This window comes from Porcincola intestinalis, assembly GCF_009696445.1.
Lineage (GTDB): Bacteria > Bacillota > Clostridia > Lachnospirales > Lachnospiraceae > Porcincola > Porcincola intestinalis.
Genome location: NZ_VULZ01000006.1, coordinates 57770 through 83238, shown reverse-complemented (window position 1 = coordinate 83238; position 25469 = coordinate 57770). Strand labels below are relative to the sequence as shown.

The following is a 25469-nucleotide window of genomic DNA, read 5'->3' as shown; positions in this document are numbered from 1 at the left end:
TGATCACAGCTCTGCAATCACCGCGTCATGGTACTGTTCAGGAAGCTGCTGCTTTGTAAGGGATATGCTCACGACAAAATGGACGCCGAACTGCTTCGAGATGTCCTCCAGTTCCTTCAGGGCCGGTACCGGATCCCCGCCCTCCTCAAGCTTCGCAATCTTCAGGAAGCTGTCGAGGTACACATATTCAAGATCGTGATCCTGGGAAATGATGCCGCAGATAAAGCCTAAGAATTCGTCACTGTCCTTGATCGGGAAATTTGTCATATCGATCAGACGGATTTTATTGTTCAGTTCATACATATGCTGTGTACTTTTGTCAAGGTAAACAACGTTCCCGCTTACATTCTTGATCTCGTTGTTCGCCTTTTCCAGAAGTACCTTTGTCTTGCCTCTGCCCTTTTCTCCAATGATGAACTGTATCATATGTCGTTTCCTCCTTATATTCGGGATCGGTTCATGCAAATGCTCTGAAATCAGTATAAACGATTGCCCTCTCAAATTCAAGAACTGTTCATCAAACAAGTTGAAACAAGTTCATCCGGAGATATCTCCACCCTCACTTGCCGGCAAGTGAAAGGATCTGGGTCATATCGACATACAGCTGCTCCTTATCCTGTGAATTCAGAATAACAGAAATGTACGGATTCCCATATGCATCCTTCGACAGAATACTCAGGCAGGCACCGGCAGCATCCGTCGTGCCGGTTTTTCCTCCGTAGACCGTCACATTATCCGGTGTCTCCGCACTTCCATCAAGATAATGGTCCGTTGTCGTCCATGTGTTCCCGTAGGCATCTCCCGTCCCATCCTTGTACTCGGCATAATACGTTTTTCTGCCGATAATGTCCAAAAACAGGTCATACTGCATCAGCGCGTTGAATGTCAGATAGACATCATAGGCGCAGGTATAATGATTGTCCTGCGTCATGCCGTAGGGATTCACAAAATGCGTATGGGTCGCTCCGAGTTTCACAGATTCGTCATTCATCATCTGTACAAACTTGTCCACCGAGCCGCCGACATGCTCCGCGACCATCATTGCGGCGTCATTGCCGGAGGCAATGAGCATCCCATATACAAGCTGCTTCAGCGTCAGCTGGTCACCGACATGCAGCCCGCAGACAGAGGAACCCTCCTCAATATCGTTTGCTGTCTCTGTCACCGTCACAACGTCGTCAAGGTTGCCATACTTGAAAGCCACCAGCGCTGTCATCAGCTTTGTCAGAGAGGCCTGCGGACGCTGTTCGAAGATATCCTTTGCATAGATCACCTTTTGACCGGTCACATCGAAAAGCGCTCCCTCTGTGGAGGTGATAAAGACCGCATCCGGATTCACATCCGAATCTGTCACGCACAGCCCCTTGGAAAACGGATCCGCACTCATCCTGTCTCCAGCTCCCGGAAGACCGAAAACAGTGCTGCTGTCGGAGTAGGCTTCCAGGAGGGAAACATCATGCGACCGGAAGACATAAAAGTACACAGCCCAGATGGCACAGGCGGTCAGCACCAGCAGAAAAGTGGCTATGAGTGCAAGCTTCAGATTCTTCTGCCTTTCCTCTGTTTCTCTGGCCTGTATTCTGTTCCATTCACGCTGTGTATAATAATCAGGTTTCTGTTCTGTTTTTCTCATATCATCTGTTCAGGCTGTCCGGACGCACTCAGCGGTACATCTCGCGCCAGTCAAGGTCGCCCCGGTCAAGAGACTTCAGGAGAATCTCCGCGGAAGCGATGTTCGTTGCAAGCGGAATGTTATGGATATCACAGCTTCTGATAGCCTTTGTGAGATCCGAGTTGCCGTTGCGGATACCGGTTTCTCTGTCCGGATCCCGGAAATACAGAACAAGGTCCATCTGATTCTGTTCAATCATGGCACTCATCTGCTGCTCTCCGCCGACATGCCCTTCCAGCAGCTTGTGGACGTTCAGCCCCGCAGCTTCCTGAATCAGCCTTCCGGTCGTTCCCGTCGCGTAAAGCTGGTGACGGGAGAGAATTCCCCTGTAGGCAATGCAGCAGTTCTGCATCAGTTTTTTCTTTGCATCGTCAGCGATTAGTCCAACATTCATAGGGAAACCTCCTTCCCATCACCGTCAGGTGAGTTGTTATGGCAGATAGCGATAGGTTTTTCGTACCTCCGCCTTGCCCGGTCCCCTCCTCCGGGGGACATATTCTTTTTTCGGCTGCAGTCCCACATTCAGGCAGACGCCGATTCCTGCAAAGAAGATCACAAGACTCGTGTTCCCGTAACTGACAAACGGAAGCGTGATCCCGGTATTCGGCAAAAGCCCCGTCGTCACGCAGATATTCAGTGTACTCTGAATCAGGATCAGACTGCCCATTCCGATGCAGATCAGCGCTCCTGCCTTATCTCTTGCCCTCATTGCAATCCGGATGCACAAAAGCCCGATGATCAGCTCCAGGATGACAATCAGGACACAGCCGGCAAATCCAAGCTCTTCGCCTGCAACCGCAAATATAAAATCCGTCTGTGACTCAGAGATAAAATTGCCATTCTTGACAGAGTTGATGGCATCGTTGTTGAGTCCCTTTCCAAACAGCTGGCCTGAACCGATCGCAATGATCGAATTCTGCTGCTGCATGGAGGCCTCCGGGTACTGTGTCGGATGGAGCCACGCGAGAATCCGGAGAACCTGGTAGTTTTTCTCCCCGATTCCCGGCTGGTTCAGCAATCTGTTCAGAACAATCAGAACAGCCGGGATCGCCACTGCCAGCACACCGATTACAATCTTCATGCTGAGCCCGGCTGCAAACATTATAACACAGAATGCAGCTGCTGTCGCAATGGTCGTCGAGAGATCCGGCTCTTTCAGGGTCAGAAACAGCGGAATTCCTGCGAGAACAAGCGTGAGCAGTATCATCCACAGCGAATTGATTCGATTCTCATAATGTGCAAAGAAGCCCGAGAAAAACAGGATCAGCACCAGCTTCATCAGATCGGAGGGCTGGAACTGTATCCCGGCAATCGTGATCCACCTTGTCGCACCGCCGATGTTCTCGCCGAAAACCAGAACAGCCGCCAGCAGCAGACATACCCCGGCATAAAAAATCCAGCGGAAATGCAGCAGATACGTATAGTCCGACAGCGACAGGACAACCATTGCAATGATCCCGATGACCATTCCGACAAGCTGTCTGGACTGATAGGACTCCTGCGCGCTTCCGATGACAAGCAGCCCGATCGTGGCCAGGAGAATGCATGCCCCTGCGAGCGGGAAGCTGTAATTTCTGATTCGATATTGTCTGAACATGAAGATTCCTCTCCCGGCATCAGGCCTTTTTCTGCGGGGCGTCCGTCCCCGTCATGCTGTCAGCAGCTCCCCTGGAATTTTTCCCGGGCAGTTTTTTACCATGAAGAATGGCATCGAACAAGTCACCCGACAGCGGCTCCAGGCTGATATGCCCTTCCCTCAGACAGGCGACCTTCGGATCCGGTGCATACTCTCTGTCAATCTCCGTTTTCCGGATTCCCGAGACAGCCCTGTGTCCGGCGATCGATATCTCAAATGGCTTCAGCACCGTTCCGGATATGAATGAATGCTCATTCCCGGATGCCCCGGCTCTCAGAATGCCCATGGCAATCCCGAGCACGACAATGCTGCCGTCCGACACCACCTCAGCGCCGGGCTGTACATCCCCCAGAATCACGACAGTCCGGCCAAAAGACAGCCGCTGACCATTTTTCAGAGACTGCGTGACCAGGGCCGCTGAGTTCTCGGTTGTATCACGGATGCTCTTTGCAATCAGCTCGGCCTCCTTCTCCTGCCGGGAGGCATCCTCATCAATGATGCAGGTGATATCGAGCTGACAGCTGTCCGTAATCGCCTTCACAAGAAGGCGCTGTTCCTCATCGCTCAGCCCCCTTCCCTGAAAGCGCACCGCCATCTGCCCGTTTTTGAAAAACTTCGCACTTTTCCGGAATTTGTCCCGAACATCCTCAAGCAAGGTCTCAAACGGGACATCCGGCGCACACAGAAGCGTGAGAACATACTGGTTGCTTTTGAGTTCAAACGAGGCCATCCTTCATCTCCCTGCTGAATCTGCTGGTTTAGTCATTTCTTGTGTTTCCGCTCTGTACCTGAATCGCATGCCCGGGCGTGAGCTCGGAAAGATCCTTCTGGTTGAAGTAGTAGTTGACGACGTCCTTTGCGATGGCGGCTGTATTCGCGGAGCTGTAGCCATTCGCGACACGGACAGCCAGCGCCATCGTCGGCTTGTCAGACGGGGCATAGCCGACAAACAGCGCATGGTTCGGCTTTGTCACAACCTCCTGTGCGGTTCCGGTCTTTCCGGATACGCTGACACCGCTGTATCCGGTGAAGGCGCTGCTGTTCTGCACCACCTGCTTCATTCCCTCGTGGATGGCGTTCCAGTCCTCCTGCGGCATCGATACCTGGGAGTGCAGCTTCGGCTCATGCTCCGTCACCGTATTCCCGTTCGAATCGGTTGTCTTGCTGATCAGGGACAGATCATAGCAGCTGCCCGAGTTTGCGATAGTGGTCACATAGCGGGCAAGCTCCGATACGGTGTAGGCGTTGTCGGACTGCCCCATCGCACCACGCACTGCATCGTAGGTCAGCAGATGAGGGCTCGTCTCCGGAACCTCGATCCCGGACTTGGAGTCCAGCCCGTACAGGGAAGCATATTGCTGAAGCTTCTTGACGCCGTCGTCATCGTTGTACGTCCCGCCCTCGGAACCCAGCCGGTAGCCCAGCGTATTGAAGAAAAAGTTGCAGGAATTCTTGATGCCCGCGACCAGATCCTCCGTCCCGTGGATGCCGCCTTCATTGTAGATCCAGCACTTGATTGGTTTATCTGTCTGCTCGAAGATACCAGAGCAGTAGATCGTCTCCCCGAGGCTCAGCACGCCCTCGCTGAGCGCGGCGGTCGCCGTGACCAGCTTGAAAGTCGAACCCGGCGCCAGGAGCTCCTGGGTTGCCCGGCTGTAGAACGGACTCGACAGATCCGTGGCCAGCTTGTTGTAATAGTCCGAATCCATCTCGTTGACGAGCCGGTTGCTGTCATATCCCGGATAGGTGACACAGGCGCGGACCGCTCCGTTTGACGGATCCGTCACCACAATGGCCCCGGAACAGGGTGCCAGCGCCAGCTGCGCCGGGGTGATTTCCAGATTGTAGATCTTGTCCCGGATGAAATCGTAAGCGGAAAGAGATCCGTCTGACAGGTTATTGTAGTCCTGCTCATTCATCTTGAGGACACCCTGGTCAAACAAGAGCAGGCACATCTGGGATCCGGACAGAGAGCCCTCCATCAGCATATAGCGGAAAACATGCTTGCAGAAGTCTGTATCCTTCAGAAGATCTGCCGCGATGTAGTCGGCCAGTGATGAATAGACTTCATTGGAATCCATGTAGCTGGTCTGCTGCACGATTCCATCGATGTTGATCCAGTCCTTGGAAATTGCATAGGACAGATAGTCCTTCAGGCTGATGGTGCCGGCCTTCCACGCCTTATAGGTCTGGTCTGTCTTGTCGACAGCCTCCGTATTCAGGATGCCCGCATTCGGAAGCATGGTGTCGACGATATAGGACTGATAGACCTTCATCTCATCTGACAGGTCATTGTAGATGGTCGGCGTATCGCTTGTCAGCTGGCTCTTCAGATCCTTAAAAATCGAAGCGGCCTTTTTCTGGAACTGCAGATATACCTCCTTCTCGTTGTCAGACGCATCCGCGTTCGAAAGGTGTGAAACACTCAGCACATTGTTCTCGAACAGGGAATAATACACGTCGTAGACCGGGATTCGGACCTGGTCAGCGGACGTGATGTATTCCGTATTGATTGATTCCGTGTCGACAATGTTCGCCCAGACAATGCCGGCGATGTATTCCTCCAGAATCTGGTAGCAGACCTTCTGAAGATCGGCGTCAATCGACAGATAGATGGAATCTCCTGCCTGAGGCTGTCTGATCGAATCGACGGAGAGGGTTCTGCCCAAATTGTCGACATAGATCGTCTCCGATCCCTTCTTGCCCTGCAGACTCGTCTCCATCTCCTTCTCAAGGCCGACCTTCCCCACAACGTCGGTCGAATCGTAGGAGGAATCCTTCTGCTGCAGATCCTTCAGCTCGTCCTCTGAAACCTTCCCGGTGTACCCGATAATCGGTGCAAAGTACACCGCATCGTTGTAAACCCGCTTGTAGTCCTCTGTCACCTGGATTCCCTTCAGCTCCCCGGTATTCTCCAGAAGCTGTGAGACCGTCTCGGAGCTGACATCCGACGCAATCGTGATAGCGTTGTACCGCTGATAGCTGTTCTGCTGAAGCAGGCTCCGGAAATGACACAGCTTCAGGACTTCCTCTGGGGTGTAGCTTTCCGGAAGATTCCACTTTTCACGATCTGCTTTCCTGACGCTTTCTGTCCCGATACCGAAGTACTTGTCGCTGCACAGAAGAGCGATCATGTCCGCTGCACTCATGTCCGTCTGCTTCGGAGAAAGCTCATCGATTGTCTTGTAGCCGAACAGGTCTGCCTTGAACCGGCTGAGGTTGAACCCCTTCACGTTGTAGACATACTGTCCGTCTGCATCCAGGCTGATCTGAAAATCGTCAGACACGCTGTCCCCATGACTCTCGATCACCTTGATGGCATTGTAGAGGATGCCATTGAGGGCGAGGTTGTGGTCACGGCTGCTCCCGTAGCTGCCGCTGTCCTCCATTGTCACATCGTACACCAGCTGATTGTAGGCCAGCAGTTTGCCGTTTACATCGTAGATCTCCCCCCTCGTCGGCTTGAGGGTCTTGGTCCGGAGAATCTGCATGGTGTGATTTTCATCATAGTTCTCTCCATTGATGATCTGAAGCGTGAACAGCCGGATGATCATGACCGCAGTCATGACAAGGGAAAGCACCACGATGATGGCAACCCTCGGCTTCAGCCCGATGGAACTGATCCGTTTCCTGCTTTTTTTCTCTTTCTCTCTATCCTTCAATTTTCGCCTCACACGGAAAAATAACCCCTGATTGTCTTTTTATTGATCAGGTAGTTCAGCTGATAGACAAAAACCCCGAGAATGACCGTATAAATCAGCTCCGGGATGATGATTCTTCCGAAGTAAAAGAAGAAATGAATCCTTCCCCTCAGCAGAAAGGAGCCAATATACTGGTACAGCCCGCACAGCAGATCAGACAGCCCGATCAGAAGCATCGGTGTCTTGATATCGTCATCATAAAAGATTCGGTATGCGAAGCCAGCCAGAAAACCGGTCCATGCGTAGATCAGCGCATAGTAGCCAACCCTTCCGCCGGAGAACAGATCGATCAGCATGCCGGTCCAGAAGCCCATCAGCATGCCGGTCCGGCTCCCGCACATCAGTGCGAAGCTCGCCGTCAGAATGACTGCCAGATTCGGCCCGATGGATGCAACGCAGAGCGCCTCCGGCCATGCAGTCTGAAGGAGAGCCGTTACGATGCACAGAAGTGTCAGAGCAATTCGTCTTTTCATTCCTGGCCTCCCGCATTCTGACCGGCCGTGCCGGCTTCCGCTCCGTCTCCGCCGGCTGTGTTCCCGTTTTCCGGACTCGCGGCGGCAGTGTGATCGCCGGCAGCATCCGCGTTCGCGCTTCCTGTGCCTTTGGCCTGGTCTGCCTCAGAAGCTGCCGTCTCCGACTCGTCTGCCGCTCCCGCGGCCGCTTTGGCACGCTCTGCCTTGTCATTCTTTGCATCGTCCTGGCTTGCTACATAATTTTTGAGCGTCCGGATGACAAGAACCTCCTGAAGATGCCTGAAGTCCACAACCGGTGTCAGCTGACCGGACTTTGTCAGGTTGTTCGCATCGTTGTTCAGCTCCGAAATATATCCTATCAGAATCCCGGGCAGGTACTTCTCCGAGATGTTGCTTGTCACAACCTTGTCTCCGACATGTACGTGATTGTTGTCATCCAGAAGCTTCACCAGTGAGATGGTTCCCTGGTCGATCAGCTGCAGGTTCCCTGCTACAATACAAGTATCGGAAGTTGTCGATACCATCGCGGAGACATTGCTGTCGTCGTCAATAATGGAGCGGACAGTCGCCCAGTTCGGCCCGACCTTCGTCACAATGCCGACGAGTCCTGCCCCTGCTATGACGTTGCAGTCAACCTGGATTCCGTCATTCGTCCCTTTGTCGATCGTGAACGTGTTGTACCAGTTGCTGCTTCCCCTTGAGACCACGTTTGCCCCAACCATATCATAATCCGAATACTGGTTTTTCAGATCGAGCAGCGTCTGCAGTCGTGTCAGCTCTTCCTTATTCAGCACAAGCTCACTGTTCTCTGCCGTCAGCTTGTCAACCTTTTCCTGAAGTTCCTTGTTCTTCTCCTGCAGGCTTGCGGATCCCTCCAGATTTGTCGACAACCCGGACAGGTACTGTCCGAAGCTGTTCATGCTTCTCTGAAGCGGCGTGACCAGAACCTTCACGACATTCCCGGCCGGCCCGGACGCAGCATCCGGAAATATGATGGAAAGTGCAATCAGACCTGCACAGATGACGGTGATCACGCTAAGCAGGGTCTTTCCGCTTTTTTTATCTTGATTCATCTTGACCGGACTCCTTCACCAGACTGGCGACCGCATCAGAGGATGCAGTTCCTTTTCATTGATCATTGTCACAATCCCGCGAATTGTCGAATTCTTCGGGTCCTGTATATGATACACCGGAAGAGACAGCTGCTTCTGAATATAAATCGGCAGATTCTGCAGCATGGACACGCCGCCTGTCAGGAAAATCCCCTCTCTCATAATATCCTTCCGAAGCATGGGAGGCGTTCTGTCCACAACAGACCGGATTTCCTCCACAATACGGTCAACCGTACCGAGCACCGACACGGAGACCGCCAGCGCCGGGATCATGTCGGATTTCGGAAGACCGGAAAGCATGTGGATCCCGAACACCTTCTGCTCAATTCGGGGGCCGTTGATCATGAAAGCCAGATTGTTCTTCAGGCTTTCAGCCGTCCTTTCCCCGATGCTGATGTTGAATTTACGCCTGACCATCGTCGCAATGTCCCGGTCAAGCTCCAGGCCGCCCTCCCGCATCGTACGCCCGATCACCACCTGTCCTTCGGAGAGGACGGCGATCTCCGTCGTATCCGCGCCGATGTTCACAATCATATGGCCCGCCGGGCTGAGCACCGGCAGCCCCACCGAGACGGCATCCGCCACAGCCTTGTCGACCAGATGAACCTTCCCGGGACTAAGTGTGGAATTCATAACATTGTAGAAGGCTCTCTGCTCTACAGGCGTGACCTGAGAGGGAACTGCGAGACAGATCCCCGCGCTCTTCTGTGAAAAGGTCGTAAACTTTCTGAGTGTCTGCGTCAGAACTATCTCCATGTCAGAGGCATTTGCAATGACACCGCCCGCCATCGGACGGGAAACACGGATACTCCTCGGATTCTTTCCGAGCATCTCCCACGCATCGTTCCCGATTGCAAGAACCCGTCTGCCGCTGACGGCAATCATATCCCTGCTCTCCATGAACTTCTCTCCGCTCTTGTCGCGGAGCTTCAGCGTGTCGGTCCCCAGGTCGACACCCACCATATTTGTAAAAAGCATTAAAGAATCTCCTCCGCAGCAGATCGCCCTGCATCCGGATCCCTGATCAGTTTTGCGAGACTGACCGCTCTTCTGTCTCCGATAATGATATGGTCGAGAAGCGGAATCCCGATCACGCTGCCGGCATCCCTGACACGCTGTGTCAGACTGATATCCTCCGGGCTCGGATCAGGCTCCCCGCTTGGATGATTATGAATGAGGATGATGGAGACAGCTCTGTGGTTCAGCGCGCTGATAAAGATCTCCCTCACCCCGATGACCGTCCCGTTCACAGTTCCGCTCGATATCACCTCGTCGCCCAGAAGACGTCCCCTGGTATCAAGCATCACAACAAGCGCCATCTCCTGCCGCCTGTGCCTGAGATCTTCCATATAATAGAGGGCAACTTCCCGCGGCTGGCTGAAAAACGGCGTCTTTCCCCTCACCGACTTGGCAATCCTCCTGGACAGTTCAGCGATGCAGATCAGCTGCATGGCCTTCACCCTGCCGATCCCGCGCACCTTCATCAGCTCCGGGACAGTCGCACTGCAAAGTCCGGCAATCCCTTCTGTGCCGAAGGAATCCATCAGGCTTCTTGACATCTCGATAACAGAGATGCCTTCCGCTCCTGTTCTGAGCACAACAGCCAGAAGCTCAACCTCCGTGAGCACACCCGGCCCTGCTGAGGCACACTTTTCATAAGGCCGCTCCTCTTCACGCAGCTTCCGGAGTGCAGCAGAGCCTTCCTGTCTTGGATAAACCGACTGATGATTCTGTTTCATGTGTACGCACCATGCGCACATTCTCCCACCCGAAAGGCTCCAAGCCGCCTGCCTGAAAAGCCTTGCAGTTTATTCTAATGAATGCTTCCTCTAAAGTCAAATGCCAGGAACGTCCATTTCCGGCTTCCGTCTCAGGCTGTCATCTTTCAAGTGCGGCGATGACTTCCGCAACCCTGAGGCCGTCGACGGCTGCCGATGTGATGCCGCCTGCATAGCCCGCCCCCTCTCCACAGGGATAGATGCCTGGAAAATGAAGAGCCTGAAGGTCTTCTCCACGCTCGATCCGTATCGGCGAGGATGTCCGGCTCTCGACGCCGGCAAGGAGAGCAGACGGATCCGCAAACCCGTGAATCTGCCTGTCCCATGCCAGAATCCCTTCCTCGATTGCTCCCGCGATCTGCTCCGGCAGGATGCTTCTCACATCGGCGGCCGCATACTGTCCCCGGAACTTCGGTCCGGTCTTCCATGCTTCCGCTTCTGCCATGGACTCCGGGCTGCGCAGGGACTCCCTGTACGCTCCAAATGTCTGGACCGGAATGGCGCCGCGCCCGGCAAGAAAAGCAGCCCGCTCCAGGCGACGCTGAAACTCTACCCCGGCAAAGAGCTCCGGATCCGGCCTGTTGCCTGACAGAATGTCCGGATGTTCCTTCCGGATATCGCTGAGATATCCCCGGATGTCCTGGGGTGACACGGTAACGACAATCGCGCTGTTGGCGAAGCCGGAGCCTCTGTCATGATTGCTCATGCCGTTGACCGCCAGAAGCCCCTCCTCCGACGATGCATTGACGACATAGCCCCCCGGGCACATGCAGAACGAATAGACGCCCCGCCCGTCCGGAAGCCGGTGTGTCAGCTTATACGGTGCGGGCGGCATCTCATACGGGCATTCCGCCCCATAGAGCGCCCTGTCAATCATTCCCTGCGGATGCTGAATCCGAAGTCCGACGGCGAACGCCTTCGACGTCATGCTCAACCCTGTATCGTACAGCATCCGGAAGGTATCGCGCGCGGAATGTCCGACTGCCAGCACCAGTACATCCGTCAGCAGATGGGTTTTCAAGGTCTCCGGTTCCCTGTCCCTCTGCTGCCGCTCGGTCACAATCTCCCAGATCTCCCGATCGCTGCGGCCGGCGGCTTTCCCTGCCGGTTTCACACTGATCAGCTTTTCCGAGAAGCGGACCTCCCCGCCGCGGGCGATGATTTCATCCCGGATGTGCGCGACCGCTCCTCTCAGCACATCGGTTCCGATGTGCGGCTTATAGGAATACAGAATCTCCGGATCGGCGCCTGCCTCCACAAAGGTCTCCAGCACAAACCGGATCCTCCCGAAGGCATCCTTCACCCCTGTATTGAGCTTTCCGTCTGAAAATGTACCTGCCCCGCCTTCCCCGAACTGAACGTTCGATTCCGGATTCAGCCTGCCGCCTTCCCAGAACCTGGCCACCGACTCCGTCCGCTGAAGGACGCTCTGCCCGCGCTCAATCAGGATGGGCCGCAGGCCTGACCGCGCAAGAGAAAGGCCGCAAAACAGTCCAGCAGGTCCCGTCCCGACGATGACCGGCCTCAGCGATTCCATCTGCCCGCAAAGCTTTTCCCCGCTTTCATCTATGGCTTCCCGGCATGAGGAATTCTGATTTTCAGCCGATATTCCAGAAGCTGCGCCTCCCCGTTCCGATTTCCGGACCTGTCCTGTTCCTGCTGACGGAAGGGTATACCGGACCTCCTGAGCCCTGGTGACATTCCGGTCTCTGTTTCTGCCCAGGATCTTCTGTTCCAGCCCCGGGTCATTCAGCATGACATCAACGGTAAATACATAGAAGAGATCCGGCTTTTTCCGGGCGTCGACAGATTTTCTCCGGATCTGCATCGAGAAATCATCCTCCCGACGAAGGTGCAGGATTCTGCATACCTTCGTCCGGAGAGCCTCCGCCCCCTCATCCGGCCGGCACTTGATCTGGGCAATCTGTATCATATGTCTCCTCTCTCCGGTCCCTGCGTCGGTCAGCAGCCTTCTGCCGCGTGCTTTCCGGCCACATAGCCGCTCGACCAGGCCCACTGCAGGTTATACCCGCCACAGGGGCCGTCAAGATCAAGCAGCTCCCCTGCAATGTAAAGGCCGGAAAACGCCTGCCTTCGGCAGGCCAGTGTCTTTTCGTCCACCTCGCCGAGTGCGATGCCACCGGCGCAGACCTGGCAGCTGTCAAACCCGCGGACATGGTCCGCCTTCAGCCGGAAGTCCTTGATCAGCTCTGAAAGGCTCCGGATAAACATCCGGTCCATGCTGCCTGCTGTATCCGGAATGCGCTCCCCGCGCTGCCTGTTCCCGGCTGTCCATCTGTCAAGAACAGTCTGGATCAGCTGCTGCGGCAGAAGACCGCAGAGAGCCAGCCGCACCGGCGCCTCCGGATGGTTCTGCCCATAATGCGCAAGGATTGTCTCCACCTCATCCTCGGTGAACGTCGGGATCAGATCCAGCCTTAGTTCCACCTGTTTTCCTTCCTCCAGCGCCCTGGATACCTTCCGGCTGACCTGAAAGACCACAATTCCGGACAAATCCGATGCTGTGAACTGGAGCTGGCCGATGTCCCTGCAGAGCGGAATCCCGTCCGCCCACGCACTGACCCCTGCTGTCATGCGTACGCCGGCAAGTGAAGGAAGCAGCCTTCTGCCATCCCGGACGGCAATCCCCGTCAGTGCAGGAACAACCTTCGTGACACGCAGGCCAAGCGCCTTCGCCAGCAGATAGCCGCTTCCATCGGAGCCGGTCTTCGGCGCCGCCTTTGAGCCGCAGGCAAGGACGACGGCATCTGCCTCGTATTTCCAGCCGTCCGTAAGAACCACCCATCCCGTTTCTGTATGCTCAAGCCCCACCGCACGGCACGCATACCGCAGGCGGACACCCAGCTCCTTCATCTGCTGGAGCAGAATCTCGAGGACGCTGCCAGACTGACCTGACAGCGGGTAGACATAGGTTCCGTGCTCCACTGTCGTCAGAAGTCCCATCTGGTGAAAAAGATCCAGCGTGTCGTTCACAGAGAACTGGCCAAGCACCGAGGCTGCCATCGAGACAGCTTCGCGCTCATGTTCCGACAGGTAGGAGGCCGCCATTCTCGGCGCCGTGTTTGTCAGGTTGCAGCGGCTGTTGCCGGTCATAAGAAGCTTCCTTCCCGGAAGCTTCATCGCCTCAAGCACGGTGACGTCCGCGCCGGCCCTTGCCGCGGCGATCGCCGCCATCATGCCGCTTGCGCCGCAACCCAAGATGAGAACCCGCCGCCTCATGACAGCTTCACCACACCGCACTCATACAGCCTCTGAAGAGACTTCAGGATTCCGAACTTCCCGTGCGCAAAGGTCAGTCCGCCCTGGAAATAGGCGGCGTACGGAGGCTTGATCGGGCCGTCCGCCGACAGCTCGATCGAGGAGCCTGAAACGAACGCCCCGGCTGCCATGATCACGTCCGAATCATATCCCGGCATCGCCCAAGGCTGCGGCGTCACATAGCTGTCAACCGGGGCCGCCTGCTGAATGCCCTCGCAGAAATGGATGACACCCTCAGGAAATCCGAACTCAATGGCCTGAATGATGTCATTTCTCCGCTCCTTGCTGTCCGGAATGACGTGAAAGCCGAGCTGCTCATAGAGACTGGCTGCAAAGATCGAGGTCTTGAGCGCCGCCGCCGTGACCGTCGGCGCCAGGAAGAAGCCCTGGTAAAGCTGCCTGAGCACATTCAGGCTTGCTCCGACCTCTCTGCCCAGCCCCGGGGAGGTCAGCCGGACTGCGCAGTTCTCGATGCATTCCTTCGTTCCGGCAATATAGCCTCCGATCGGGGCCAGCCCGCCGCCCGGATTCTTGATCAGCGATCCGACTGTCATGTCCGCCCCGAAGTCGGACGGTTCCACCCGGTCGACAAACTCGCCATAGCAGTTGTCAACCATAACGATGATGTCCGGCCGGCGCTCCTTGACAAACCGGATGGCCTTCCCGATGGCATCGACACTGAGCGAAGGGCGCGTCAGGTACCCCTTCGAACGCTGAATCTCCACCAGGCGTGTCTTTTCCCCAAGCGCCTGCTTGATCGCTTCGAAGTCAAAGCTGCCGTCCGCTTTCAGCTCAACCTGCCTGTAGCTCACGCCGTACTCTGCCAGTGACCCCCTCGACGGCCGGATGCCGATGACCTCCTCCAGGGTGTCATACGGTTTCCCGCTGATCGAGATCATCTCGTCGCCCGGACGCAGGTTTGCGGAGAGCGCCAGGGACAGGGCATGCGTACCGCATGTAATCTGCGGACGCACAAGCGCATCCTCCGTGTGAAACGTGTCGGCATAGACCTTCTCGAGATCATCCCTTCCGGCATCGTCATAGCCATATCCCGTCGATCCGTTGAAATGCTCCGCCGAGATCCGGTTCTTCTGAAAGGCTGCGACGACCTTCATCTGATTGTATTCGGCGGTCCGGTCAACCTCACGGAAACGGGGCTCCAGCTTCTCCGCCGTCCGCTCTCCAAGCTCATAGATCTCTCTGGAAACGCCCATCGTCTCCGCCATCTTCTCCATTGAAGGCTGTATCACTTTCCCATGTCCTCCTCTTATTCTTCTGTCTGAATGATGCCGCGCTGCTGCAGAATAGCGAGCATCGCCGCAAGAATCCTGTCCGGATCCCGCCCATAATCCTGCTTCCGGATCCATGTCACATCCCGCTCACGCCGAAACCAGGTCAGCTGACGCTTTGCAAAATGCCGGGTATCCCGCTGAATCCGGAGGACAGCCTCCTCGTATGGAATCAGCCCGTCCAGATAGTCCATCATTTCCTTGTACCCGAGCCCCTGCATGGACGTCATCTCTCTGGTGACGCCCCTTGCCCGAAGCGTTCGGACCTCCTCCTCTAGCCCCTGCCGGATCATTTCCTCCACGCGCTGATCAATGCGGCGGTAGAGAACCTCCCGCTCGTCCTCGAGGACAAAATATACGAACTTGTAGGGAGACGTCTTACCACGCTCCTCACGGTTGTGGGCTGACATCGTCTGCCCGGTCTGCTGATGGTACTCAATGGCACGGATCGTCCGCTTGACATTGTTTGGATGAATCTGCTCTGCCGCATCCGGATCCACCCTTCTGAGCATCTCGTGCAGCCGCTCTTTCCCGGAAGGTTCCCTTCCTATCGCCTCAAGCTCCCGCCTCAGGCTCATATCCCCGTCATTCTCCGTAAAATCAACGTCATAGACGACGCCCTGGATATAAAATCCTGTTCCACCCGCCAGGATCGGAATGTGTCCTCTCGACCAGATCCCGTCCATGGCCTTCTTTGCCAGATGCTGGAAACGCGCGGCATCGAACGACTCATCCGGTTCCAGAACGTCGATCAGATGGTGCGGAACACCCCGCATTTCTTCCGGACGGATTTTCGCAGACCCAATGTCCATTCCCCGATAAACCTGCATGGAATCTGCGGAAATGATCTCCCCGCCGATCCTCTCTGCCAGGCGGACGGAAAGCGCTGTCTTGCCGGAGGCAGTCGGTCCCGTCAGCACGATCAGTTTTTTCTTTTCTTTTTCCTGCCCCATAGCTCTTTCCTTTCAGCTTCCGCCCTTCTGGCTGCCTGCGCCATCCCTGCCTTTCACTCTTTCTCTGTCAGGGATCAGACGATTCGCCTGAATTTTTTCTCAAGCTCGCTCTTTGTCATGGAGATGATGGTCGGGCGTCCATGCGGGCAGTTGTATGGATCATCCAGCGAGAGCAGCTCCGTAATCAGAGCATCCGCCTCCATCGTGCTCAGTCTCGTGTTGCCCTTGACGGCTGCCTTGCAGGCCATCGTCGCAATTCTCGCCGTCACTTCCTCCATCGATGTCTTCCCGGTATCCGGAGACAGCTGGTCGAGCATCTCCAGGAAAAACTCCTTTTCTGCCAGCCCGAACAGATCCTGAGGGACAGCCGAGATTGCATAATCCCTGTCACCGAACGGATGAATCTCAAATCCCAGCTGCGCAAATGTGTCGCTGTGCGCTCTCAGCTGATCTTCCTCTGCCATCGTCAGCGAAACGATAATCGGAGGACTCAGCCGCTGGGAAGCCGCCTCCTTGTCACGGAAGCGCTTCATCAGCCGCTCGAACATGACCTTCTCATGGGCTGCATGCTGGTCGATGATATAGAGACTATTTCTGAATTCCACAATCCAGTAGGTATCAAACACCTGACCGATGAGACGGTGCTCCTTGACATGCTCTTTTGACAGGAAAACGGCGTTGTCATCCTCCTGTCCGAGCTCCTCGAGGGTCATCTGTCTCCCTGTAAGGATCGCCTCCCCTGCAGCAGGCACTGCAGAAGCTTTCTTTTCCGCTTCCCGGCCCTGACAGCTGTCTTCCTTGCCCTGAAAATTGTGATGGGCGTCCAGAAATGAAGCCGCCCGGTCCAGAAAGTTTTTTTCTTCAGCCAGCCTGCTCCGTCTGACAGACTCCTCCCGCTGACCGGATATGCCCGGGTACATGGGGCTGTATGGGGAGTCTGCCGCAGCCGGACGCTCTTCCCTCAGCTTCCGGAAATCGTAGCCGTTTCCTGCTCCAAAAGCCGCTGCGGTGCCCTCTCTTCTGTGACCTGCCCCCTGACTGTCAGGCAGGCTCGCAGATGAAGCGTCCTGCGCCTTCCATCCCGGATTTGTCTCCTCCGAAAGCTGCTGCCTTCGCTGAAATTCGAACGGCTCCGGAGCCGCTTCCTTCTTCAGCACTTCCCGCGCCAGCTTTTTTGCTTCCTTGGCGTGATCGTCCTTCCCGAAACCGGTACGGATGATCAGCTCCCTGTGCGTCAGCGCACCTTTCACAGCTGTCTTCACGAAATTGTATACAGCAGGGCCGTCCGCAAAGCGTACCTGTGCCTTGGCCGGATGAACATTGACGTCGACCAGCGTCCCGTCGAGATCCAGTGCCAGAATCAGAAAAGGAAAACGGTGCTGCATCAGGAAGGTCTCATATCCCTCCTCTGCCGCCTTTGACAGAATATTGCTTGCGATCAGCCGTCCGTTCACATAGTAGATTTCGTAGGTCCGGTTCCCTCTTGATATCTGCGGCTTTCCGAGAAACCCGTGAAGATGCATGCCGGTATCCTCGTCGGTCTGATCCACCTCGATCAGATTTCCGCTGATCTCCCGCCCGAAGATACGGTAGATGACATCCGCCTGTTTTCCATTTCCGGAGGTCGCCAGCTTTGTCGCCCCGTTGGACATGAACTTGATCGCCAGCTCCGGATGGGACAGCGCAAGCCGTTCGACAAACTCCGCAATGTACCCTGCCTCCGTCTGCGCCGATTTCAGGAACTTTCGTCTGGCCGGTGTATTGTAAAACAGATCCCGGCAGACAAATGTGGATCCGTTCGGAGCCCCGATCTCCTCCATCCCGGTCTCGATCCCGCCCTCGATACGGTACCGGGTTCCGACCAGGCTCTCCTGAGGCTTTGTGATCAGCTCCACACGGCTGACGGCAGCGATGCTGGAGAGTGCCTCACCCCGGAATCCGAAGGATCGGATGCTGGTCAGATCATCGACCTTCTCGATTTTGCTGGTGGCATGGCGCAGGAAGGCCGTGCGCACCTGGTCCGCCGGGATCCCGGCTCCGTCATCGGTCACCCGGATCATCGCAATGCCGCCGTCCCTGATCTCCACCGTAATGGCCGTCGCGTCGGCATCGATGGCATTCTCGGTCAGCTCCTTGACGATGCTTCTCGGCCTCTCTACGACCTCCCCGGCCGCAATCTTGTCAATTGTCGCCTGCTCCAGCAGATGGATTACTGCCATGACGCCCTCCTTTCATCCTGATTTTTTATCTTTCCGAATCGCCCTGCTTCCCGCTGCCTGTACAGACAGCCCGGTGATTCCGCTCATGTCCAGCTCATTTCACGATCATCCTGATCTTCCATCGACAAAGGCCCGTCCACTACCCACATGCTTCAGGAAAGCACTCGGTTCAGGCGCCGCTCCAACGGTTTTTCATCTTGTTCTGAAGCGCGTAGATCGTGTTGAGCGCATCGAGCGGGGTCAGGTGCGACACATCGATCTCCATCAGCTCCCGCACGATGTCTGCATCCGACACCGTATCAAAAAGCGACATCTGGTTCATGTCCACCTCATCTACCTTATGGTGCTTTTTCTTCGGCCTCTCAGCCTCATCCGTCTCCGTGATCTCCTGCACCTTCTCTGTGATGTCGCTGTCCGACAGCTCCGCTGCCAGCTCCTTTGCCCGGCTGATGACATCATCCGGCACCCCGGCCAGCTTTGCGACCTGGATTCCGTAGCTTTTATCCGCACCGCCGCGCACAATTTTCCTGAGAAACACGATGTCATCGCCCTTCTCTCTGACCGCAATGCAGTAGTTGTTGATACCGGGAATCTTTCCCTCAAGCTCCGTGAGCTCATGGTAATGTGTGGCGAACAATGTCTTTGCCCCGAGCTTCTTTGTATCAGCGACGTGCTCGACGACCGCCCAGGCAATCGAGAGACCGTCGTAGGTGGATGTCCCGCGCCCGATCTCATCGAGGATCAGAAGAGAGTTCTTCGTCGCCTGGCGGAGGATATTCGCCACCTCACTCATTTCCACCATGAAGGTGGACTGGCCGCTCGCCAGGTCGTCGGAGGCGCCAACCCTTGTGAAGATTCGGTCGACAATTCCGATGTCCGCCGATCTGGCAGGGACAAAGCTCCCGATCTGCGCCATCAGCACAATCAGAGCGCTCTGTCTCATATAGGTGGACTTTCCGGCCATGTTCGGGCCGGTGATGATGCTGACCCTGTTTTTATGATTGTCCAGCACGGTGTCGTTGGGGATGAACTCTCCGGAGGACATCATCTGCTCCACAACCGGATGGCGGCCTTCCCGGATATCAATGGCGCCGCGGGTGTTGATCTTCGGGCGGACATAGCGGTTGCGCTCCGCGACAGCGGCAAGAGAGCAGAAGACATCTGTCTGAGCCAGCGCCTTTGCGGTCTGCTGGATCCGCAGCGTACAGTCGGAGATTTTGTTCCGAAGCTCCACGAACAGGTCATACTCCAGCTGCACCAGCCGGTCCTGCGCCCCCAGGATGGTCTCCTCCAGCTTTTTCAGTTCCGGCGTGATGTAACGCTCCGCATTCACAAGCGTCTGCTTGCGGATATAATCCTGGGGAATCTCCCCGCGATAGCTGTTCGGGATCTCCAGATAATAGCCGAAGACCTTGTTGTAGCGGATTTTCATTTTCTGGATGCCGGTCCGCTCCTTCTCACGGGCCTCGATGTCTGCAAGCCATTGTTTCCCGTCCGTCTTCGCCGATCTGAGGTGATCGACCTCCTCGCTGTATCCCTCTCGGATAAATCCGCCCTCCCTCACGGCGACAGGCGGATCATCGACAATGGCCTTCCCGATCAGGCTGCAGACGTCCTCCAGCGGGTCAATCTCCTCCCGAATGGAAGAAAGAAGCGGCGACTGAAACTCCTGAAGTGCTGTCTTGATCGCCGGAACCATGCCAAGCGAGGTTTTCAGGGCGATCAGATCTCTCGGATTTGCCGTCATGAAGGCGATTCTGGAGATCAGCCGTTCCAGATCATATACAGGCCCCAGATATTCCCGCAGCTCCTCCCGCGTGATGGCGTTCTGGTTCAGCTCCTCGACTGCCGTCAGCCGGGCCTCGATCTCTTCACTGTCCACAAGCGGCTGCTCAAGGAAGGAGCGAAGCAGCCGTGCCCCCATCGCCGTCTTCGTCTTATCCAGCACCCAGAGAAGCGAGCCTCTCCGGTTCTTCTCCCGCAGCGTCTCCGTCAGCTCCAGGTTTCTCCTTGTGAAGGAGTCGAGCACCATGTACTTTCCGATCGAATAGGGCTCGATCGTTGTCAGGTTTTCCAGCTTCGTCTTCTGCGTCTCCGTCAGATACCGCAGCGTCGCTCCTGTTGCCGCCACGCCCGCATCCATGTCCGCAAGGCCAAGCCCCTGAAGATTTCCAACATGGAAATGGTCCTTGATCGACTGCCTGCACTCTTCATCATCGAAGTAGGTGGAATCCAGCGTGAAGATCGTCGCGCCGGTCTGGTCCTTGATTTCCTGGAGATTCAACCCTGTCAGCTCGAACGCATCGTTGCAGATGATTTCCGCCGGCGAAAACCGCAGAATCTCGTCCCGGAGCTTGCGCCTGGAATCGGTCTCTGTCACAAGGAACGTGCCGGTCGTGATATCGACCGTCGCGATCCCGCTTTTCTCTCCCAGGCAGAACACGCACATCAGATAATTGTTCCGGGAGGCATCCAGGTCGTCTGTGTCCAGGTTTGTCCCAGGGGTTACAATCCGGACAACCTCCCGTTTCACCAGACCCACGGCCTTCTTCGGATCTTCCACCTGCTCGCAGATCGCGACCTTGTGACCATTTTGAACAAGCTTATTCAGATAGGATTCGACGGCGTGATGCGGAACCCCGCACATGGGCGCCCGCTCCGGAAGACCGCATTCCTTCCCTGTCAGCGTCAGCCCAAGCTCCTGCGAGACCATCACCGCATCGTCGAAGAACATTTCATAAAAATCGCCGAGACGGTAAAACAGGATGCAGTCTGCAACCTGCCTTTTCGTCTCGACATAAAGCTTCATCATGGGGGAGAGTTTGTCATAGTCAATCTCATCCAGCAGCATGGTTGCCTCCCGTCATGGTTCCGATATAGTAGAATCCCTTGCACGAATCCAGCCGGACATCCACAATCTGCCCGATCAGGGAACAATCACCTGGAAAATGCACGACCGTATTCTGTGACGTGCGCCCGGTCATCAGGCTGTCATCCTCCCGGTTCACACGCTCCACGAGCACCGGAAGTGTCTGCCCCTCAAACCGGGAGGTCTCCTCACGCCCGATCTTCTGTACTTCCTTCAGCAGTCTGTCAAAGCGGTCATGGACAACCTCGTCCGGCACCTGGTCTTCCATCCTGGCGGCAGCCGTCCCGCTTCGCTTGCTGTAGATGAACGTAAATGCCGAGTCATAGCGGACCTTTCTGACAACATCCAGCGTCTGCTGAAAATCCTCCTCTGTCTCACCCGGGAAACCGACAATGATGTCCGTCGTGAGAGACAGATCCGGCATCTCACGCCTCAGTTTTCTTGCCAGCTCCAGATACGTTTCACTGGTATAATGGCGGTTCATGGCTGAAAGGATCCGGTCTGACCCCGACTGCAGCGGCAGGTGCAGGTGACGGCAGATCTTTTCGGAATGCTTCATGGCTTCGATCAGATCGTCCGATAAGTCCTTCGGGTGAGACGTCATGAAGCGGATCCGCTCAATCCCGTCGATCTTTTCAACCATCTGAAGAAGCTCGGCGAAGCTGCAGGGCTCTAAAAGCCCTCTTCCATAGGAGTTGACATTCTGCCCCAGCAGCATGACCTCCTTCACGCCATCCCGCGCAAGCTCTGTGATCTCCCGGACGATATCCTCCGGTTTTCTGCTCTTTTCCCGCCCCCTGACATAAGGGACAATGCAGTAGGTGCAGAAATTGTTGCATCCGAACATGATATTGACGCCGGACTTGAACAGGTACGTTCTCTCCGCCGGCAGATTCTCGACGATGTGATCGTCCTTCCCCGCAACCTCGATCACCTGCTCTCCCTTGTCCGAGAGCAGAACACGCACCAGAAGCTCGGCAAAGCGGTGCAGATTATGCGTGCCGAAGACCAGGCGCACATATCGGAAATCCTTCCGGATCTTCTCGATCTCGTCCGGCTCCTGCATCATGCATCCGCACAGTCCGATAATCATCTCCGGATTCTTTTTTCTGTATGCGGAGAGTCCCCCAAGCCGTCCGTAAACACGAATATTGGCATTCTCCCGGACCGTGCAGGTATTGTACAGAACAAGATCCGCGTCTTCGCTGTCTGTCATCTCGTAGCCTGCCAGTGCCAGAATTCCGCGCAGCTTTTCAGAATCGCGCTCATTCATCTGGCAGCCGAATGTGACAACGCAGGCCGTCATCCGTCTGCCAAGCTTTTCTTCCTTCTCGCGGATCAGCTCTGAAGCTTCCTTCAGAAAGTACGCCTGACGCGCGGAGCCGTCCTCCTCGGGCGGCTCCTTTTCCAAATCTGTATGCTGGATCAGTCTCCGAAATTCTTCGGACTCAAAAACTCCGTTCATGTCTTACCTCATCAGTCCCAGCTTCTGAAACAGCCTTACCGCCAGCTGTCCCTTCGGGAACTTTAAAATCTCTTCCTTTGTCAATCCCTTGAATGCTACAAGCGCGATGGCATAGACCATCATGCCGACCAGGATGGCAAGAATCGTGGATACCGAATTGCCCGCCAGAATATGAAACAGGTGATACGCGAGATAGGCTGCGAACGCCATGATGATGGATGCGGCTGCCGGCACAATGAATGTCTTGCGGTACTCCTGCCTGTAGAAGATGAATCTCTGAATTTTCAGTGCATTCAGGACGCATACAATCAGCGCAAAAATCACGTTCGAATAGAGAACCGCGTAGATGTTCAGGTTCTGCACGCGGAGCATGATATACAGTGCAACCGTATGAATCACCAGCGCAATGACATTGTGAATCAGCGGTTCCCTGAGTTTTCCAAGTCCCTGAAGAATTGCCGTCGTCAGGGTCGAGAGGGAGTACAGGATGATGACCAGTGCGCCGGCCTGCATGATCCCGGCAGAGAGCGGAACCCCGTTCTTTGGGTGAAACAGCATCTCGATGATCGGTCCGCCCAGCGCCGCCATGCCAAGCGCGCAGGGAATCGTGATGATCATCGTGTAGCGTGTCGAGGAGTGTACTGTCCGCACGGCACCCTTCTTGTCTCCGGACGCGATTGCAGCCGTCAGAGACGGCACAACTGCCGGTCCGAGAGACGACGCCAGGGAAAGCGGTACGTTCATCAGGACACGGAACTTCCCGGAGTAGATGCCCCAGATGGTCGCATACTGCTTTTCCGTGTAGCCCTGGCTCTTGAGAACCGCGTTGAATATCCCCTGATCCAGCACATTGGAGATGTTGTAGACGAGCGTCGAGAGGACAATCGGCAGAATCGTCAGGATCAACGCCCGGTAGATGGTTCTGGATGATTCCCGGTGCCCGCTGTGGTCTTCCCGGAGCTGCTTTCTGAACTTTCTGAAGAAAGCAGTGTACATGATCATCATGACAATCATGGCGACTGTCACGCTTGCAACCGTTCCGAAGGTCGCCCCTGCAGCGCCCCAGGAAGGACCCAGAAGATCATCCCCGCGTTCCTTTGCAAGCTGCCTGCCGTAATCCACCATCACGTAGGCGCCGTACAGGGAGACAGCCGCATTCACAACCTGCTCGATCAGCTGGGATACCGCCGTCGGAACCATGTTGGAAAAGCCCTGAAAAAATCCCCGGAACGTTCCCGTAATGGCAAAAATCAGAATCGCCGGTGCCAGTACTCTCAGCCCGTATTTGGCATATTCCAGATTCATCACGTTCTTTGTGATGATTCCGGCAAACAGGTAGGTGATAAGAGCCAGAATGACGCCTGCCATCACAGCAATCCGCATTGCACAGAGAAACACCTTGTATGCGCTTCTCGTATATCCCCTGTGCAGCCGCTCGCTCATCAGCTTCGACACCGCCAGCGGAAGACTGAACGATGAGACCATCAGGATGATCGAGTAAATCTCGTTTGCTGTGGAATAATAGCTGTTTCCGTCATCCCCGAGGATGTTGGTCAGCGGAATCCGGTAGATCAGGCCGATGATCTTCGCGATGATCGAAGCGGCCGCAAGGATGGTTCCCTGCACCAGGACGGCCTTTGTCATTCCGCCGGACTTGTCATTTGGCTTACTCACACTTTAACCTCAACAATCAATATGCCCGGGAAGACAGACTTTGTCCCTCTTCCCGGGTTGCGTGCCATAGTCCCTCTTTTAAAAATGGTCTGTCCAGACAGCCCATCTTCCGGTCAGCCGAGGGAGTCGATGATGGAAGTATCAATATTCGGGTCATCCGAGAGAACGACCAGCGGATCATCCTGATTCCGGACAATCTCGACGAACGTCTTCCCCTGATTCAGTGTGATCTGATTCCCGTTTTCATCATAGTAGCGGGTCACGTTGAAATCACACTCTCTGACATCGAAGGCAACATTCGCAGAGCTGACGGTCGTCTCGACCGGATCATCCGCACTCCAATTTTCCTTCTGCCAGGTAATCTTCTCAGCGCGGCCGTTCGTGATGTACCAGCCGCTTCCACCCTGCCCGTTTCCGGTCGGATCTGTCCACAGATACTTTTCATCGAACATCGTCGACGGGCATTCCTGGATGATGATGTTCTTGTAGGCGAGCTGGTTGCCGGTCGTCCCATCCACCTGGGCACTTCCAAATTCAGAACGATAATACAGCTTGTCAGACTCGTTGTAGTCAAACCTTGCGTGATTATAGATGAAGCCTGGGATCACGACCTTCGCGATCTGTCCGTTGTCCAGGTTGACCTCCTGTCCGTCCTGCGCAAACTGATAATGCCCGCTGTAGCCGCTCGCATAGTCCGTGGACCAGCCGCTGCTCTGCACAACACTCTGAATTCTGGAATAATCTGTCGCGACATTGTGCGGCGCCGAGCGGTCGTCTATCCGATAAAATGCCGCGGAACCGTCATTGAGCGTATAGTTCTGACCATCCTCCCCATAAGGCAGTCCTGCAATGTCAGCCGTTGTCGGAAGCTGGAGAACCGGAACCGCATAGATCACCTGTCCATAGTGTGCATAATACGCATTGAATTCACGTGCAAAATATACATAGTACGGGCGGCAGGAACGAACTGTCCCGATCCGGTCCACATCCTGATAATTCTCGAAGATGCCCATCAGTCTGGTAATGGAACCCTCTACCATCGCCTCATAGACGACATCGGCATTCTCAATGCCAAACTGAGGAAGTGCGTCCGGCGTATTCTCAAGCATGATTGCAAGCGGTCTCTTTCTTCCGTAGGAAGCAGGGACCTGCTTGCCTGTCAGATAGCTCTGAACCATCCCGGAGGAAGAGCTGTCAGCTGCCGCCGCATTGTCACCTGACGCAGTACTATCAGCTGCCGCATCTTCTGCATAGACAGACCCGCCAAGCATGGAGAGCGCCATCACCCCAGCGGCGAGAAAGCTGAATAATTCTCTTTTTTTCATAAGACTCCTTTCGTTTCCGGAAAA

General features: G+C 55.4%; 19 protein-coding genes. All 19 read right to left on the bottom strand.

The features are described from left to right. Positions 1–3 precede the first annotated feature (3 nt). A complete protein-coding gene (locus FYJ35_RS07015) occupies positions 4–426 on the bottom strand; it encodes a twitching motility protein PilT (protein WP_154524970.1) in 423 nt (140 codons plus the stop codon). Positions 427–559: 133 nt separating this feature from the next. After that, positions 560–1633, bottom strand: coding sequence for a D-alanyl-D-alanine carboxypeptidase family protein (locus tag FYJ35_RS07010; RefSeq protein ID WP_154524969.1), 1074 nt, complete (start codon positions 1631–1633; stop codon positions 560–562). Between the two features lie 28 nt (positions 1634–1661). After that, a complete protein-coding gene (locus FYJ35_RS07005) occupies positions 1662–2066 on the bottom strand; it encodes a methylglyoxal synthase (protein ID WP_154524968.1) in 405 nt (134 codons plus the stop codon). A gap of 36 nt (positions 2067–2102) precedes the next feature. Further along, the gene (locus tag FYJ35_RS07000; protein WP_154524967.1) at positions 2103–3269 is read right to left on the bottom strand and encodes an FtsW/RodA/SpoVE family cell cycle protein; all 1167 of its coding nucleotides are present in this window, start codon (positions 3267–3269) and stop codon (positions 2103–2105) included. 19 nt (positions 3270–3288) lie between these two features. Then, positions 3289–4038, bottom strand: coding sequence for a septum site-determining protein MinC (locus FYJ35_RS06995; protein ID WP_154524966.1), 750 nt, complete (start codon positions 4036–4038; stop codon positions 3289–3291). Positions 4039–4066: 28 nt separating this feature from the next. Beyond that, positions 4067–6970: a penicillin-binding transpeptidase domain-containing protein gene (locus tag FYJ35_RS06990; protein WP_154524965.1), complete on the bottom strand. Its 2904-nt coding sequence runs from the start codon at positions 6968–6970 to the stop codon at positions 4067–4069. A gap of 8 nt (positions 6971–6978) precedes the next feature. Beyond that, positions 6979–7482: a rod shape-determining protein MreD gene (mreD, locus tag FYJ35_RS06985; protein ID WP_154524964.1), complete on the bottom strand. Its 504-nt coding sequence runs from the start codon at positions 7480–7482 to the stop codon at positions 6979–6981. Beyond that, the gene (gene mreC, locus FYJ35_RS06980; RefSeq protein ID WP_154524963.1) at positions 7479–8555 is read right to left on the bottom strand and encodes a rod shape-determining protein MreC; all 1077 of its coding nucleotides are present in this window, start codon (positions 8553–8555) and stop codon (positions 7479–7481) included. Before mreC ends, mreD begins: the two co-directional genes overlap by 4 nt. 15 nt (positions 8556–8570) lie before the next feature. Next, complete coding sequence (locus tag FYJ35_RS06975; protein ID WP_154524962.1) at positions 8571–9572, bottom strand: rod shape-determining protein; 1002 nt, start codon at positions 9570–9572, stop codon at positions 8571–8573. Next, a complete protein-coding gene (gene radC, locus FYJ35_RS06970) occupies positions 9572–10333 on the bottom strand; it encodes a RadC family protein (RefSeq protein ID WP_154524960.1) in 762 nt (253 codons plus the stop codon). The genes FYJ35_RS06975 and radC overlap by 1 nt, the downstream gene beginning before the upstream one ends. Positions 10334–10472: 139 nt before the next feature. After that, entirely contained in the window at positions 10473–12305 is a 1833-nt protein-coding gene (locus FYJ35_RS06965) for an NAD(P)/FAD-dependent oxidoreductase (RefSeq protein ID WP_154524958.1), read from the bottom strand. A 29-nt stretch (positions 12306–12334) separates the two neighbouring features. Then, positions 12335–13633, bottom strand: coding sequence for a BaiN/RdsA family NAD(P)/FAD-dependent oxidoreductase (locus FYJ35_RS06960; protein WP_154524956.1), 1299 nt, complete (start codon positions 13631–13633; stop codon positions 12335–12337). Continuing rightward, positions 13609–14886: a methionine gamma-lyase family protein gene (locus tag FYJ35_RS06955; protein ID WP_154525144.1), complete on the bottom strand. Its 1278-nt coding sequence runs from the start codon at positions 14884–14886 to the stop codon at positions 13609–13611. The genes FYJ35_RS06960 and FYJ35_RS06955 overlap by 25 nt, the downstream gene beginning before the upstream one ends. 32 nt (positions 14887–14918) lie before the next feature. Then, positions 14919–15893, bottom strand: a complete 975-nt coding sequence (gene miaA, locus FYJ35_RS06950; protein ID WP_154524954.1) for a tRNA (adenosine(37)-N6)-dimethylallyltransferase MiaA — start codon at positions 15891–15893, stop codon at positions 14919–14921. A gap of 74 nt (positions 15894–15967) precedes the next feature. Further along, complete coding sequence (gene mutL / locus FYJ35_RS06945; RefSeq protein WP_154524952.1) at positions 15968–18112, bottom strand: DNA mismatch repair endonuclease MutL; 2145 nt, start codon at positions 18110–18112, stop codon at positions 15968–15970. A 169-nt stretch (positions 18113–18281) separates the two neighbouring features. Next, entirely contained in the window at positions 18282–20963 is a 2682-nt protein-coding gene (mutS, locus tag FYJ35_RS06940) for a DNA mismatch repair protein MutS (protein ID WP_235906438.1), read from the bottom strand. Next, entirely contained in the window at positions 20950–22446 is a 1497-nt protein-coding gene (gene miaB, locus FYJ35_RS06935) for a tRNA (N6-isopentenyl adenosine(37)-C2)-methylthiotransferase MiaB (RefSeq protein WP_154524950.1), read from the bottom strand. The genes mutS and miaB overlap by 14 nt, the downstream gene beginning before the upstream one ends. Positions 22447–22449: 3 nt before the next feature. After that, positions 22450–24120: a putative polysaccharide biosynthesis protein gene (locus FYJ35_RS06930; protein WP_154524948.1), complete on the bottom strand. Its 1671-nt coding sequence runs from the start codon at positions 24118–24120 to the stop codon at positions 22450–22452. Positions 24121–24233: 113 nt separating this feature from the next. Then, complete coding sequence (locus FYJ35_RS06925; protein WP_205839753.1) at positions 24234–25445, bottom strand: DUF3048 domain-containing protein; 1212 nt, start codon at positions 25443–25445, stop codon at positions 24234–24236. Between the last annotated feature and the right edge of the window lie 24 nt (positions 25446–25469).

Excerpts from the sequence above, each read along its gene's own strand:
- mreC (WP_154524963.1), bottom strand. The coding sequence starts at position 8,555 with ATGAATCAAGATAAAAAAAGCGGAAAGACCCTGCTTAGCGTGATCACC.
- FYJ35_RS07015 (WP_154524970.1), bottom strand. The coding sequence starts at position 426 with ATGATACAGTTCATCATTGGAGAAAAGGGCAGAGGCAAGACAAAGGTA.
- mutL (WP_154524952.1), bottom strand. The coding sequence starts at position 18,112 with ATGGCAGTAATCCATCTGCTGGAGCAGGCGACAATTGACAAGATTGCG.
- FYJ35_RS06955 (WP_154525144.1), bottom strand. The coding sequence starts at position 14,886 with ATGGAGAAGATGGCGGAGACGATGGGCGTTTCCAGAGAGATCTATGAG.
- FYJ35_RS07000 (WP_154524967.1), bottom strand. The coding sequence starts at position 3,269 with ATGTTCAGACAATATCGAATCAGAAATTACAGCTTCCCGCTCGCAGGG.
- FYJ35_RS07005 (WP_154524968.1), bottom strand. The coding sequence starts at position 2,066 with ATGAATGTTGGACTAATCGCTGACGATGCAAAGAAAAAACTGATGCAG.
- FYJ35_RS06925 (WP_205839753.1), bottom strand. The coding sequence starts at position 25,445 with ATGAAAAAAAGAGAATTATTCAGCTTTCTCGCCGCTGGGGTGATGGCG.
- miaB (WP_154524950.1), bottom strand. The coding sequence starts at position 22,446 with ATGAACGGAGTTTTTGAGTCCGAAGAATTTCGGAGACTGATCCAGCAT.
- FYJ35_RS06995 (WP_154524966.1), bottom strand. The coding sequence starts at position 4,038 with ATGGCCTCGTTTGAACTCAAAAGCAACCAGTATGTTCTCACGCTTCTG.
- FYJ35_RS06965 (WP_154524958.1), bottom strand. The coding sequence starts at position 12,305 with ATGATACAGATTGCCCAGATCAAGTGCCGGCCGGATGAGGGGGCGGAG.
- mutS (WP_235906438.1), bottom strand. The coding sequence starts at position 20,963 with ATGCTGCTGGATGAGATTGACTATGACAAACTCTCCCCCATGATGAAG.
- FYJ35_RS07010 (WP_154524969.1), bottom strand. The coding sequence starts at position 1,633 with ATGAGAAAAACAGAACAGAAACCTGATTATTATACACAGCGTGAATGG.
- radC (WP_154524960.1), bottom strand. The coding sequence starts at position 10,333 with ATGAAACAGAATCATCAGTCGGTTTATCCAAGACAGGAAGGCTCTGCT.
- miaA (WP_154524954.1), bottom strand. The coding sequence starts at position 15,893 with ATGGGGCAGGAAAAAGAAAAGAAAAAACTGATCGTGCTGACGGGACCG.
- mreD (WP_154524964.1), bottom strand. The coding sequence starts at position 7,482 with ATGAAAAGACGAATTGCTCTGACACTTCTGTGCATCGTAACGGCTCTC.
- FYJ35_RS06975 (WP_154524962.1), bottom strand. The coding sequence starts at position 9,572 with ATGCTTTTTACAAATATGGTGGGTGTCGACCTGGGGACCGACACGCTG.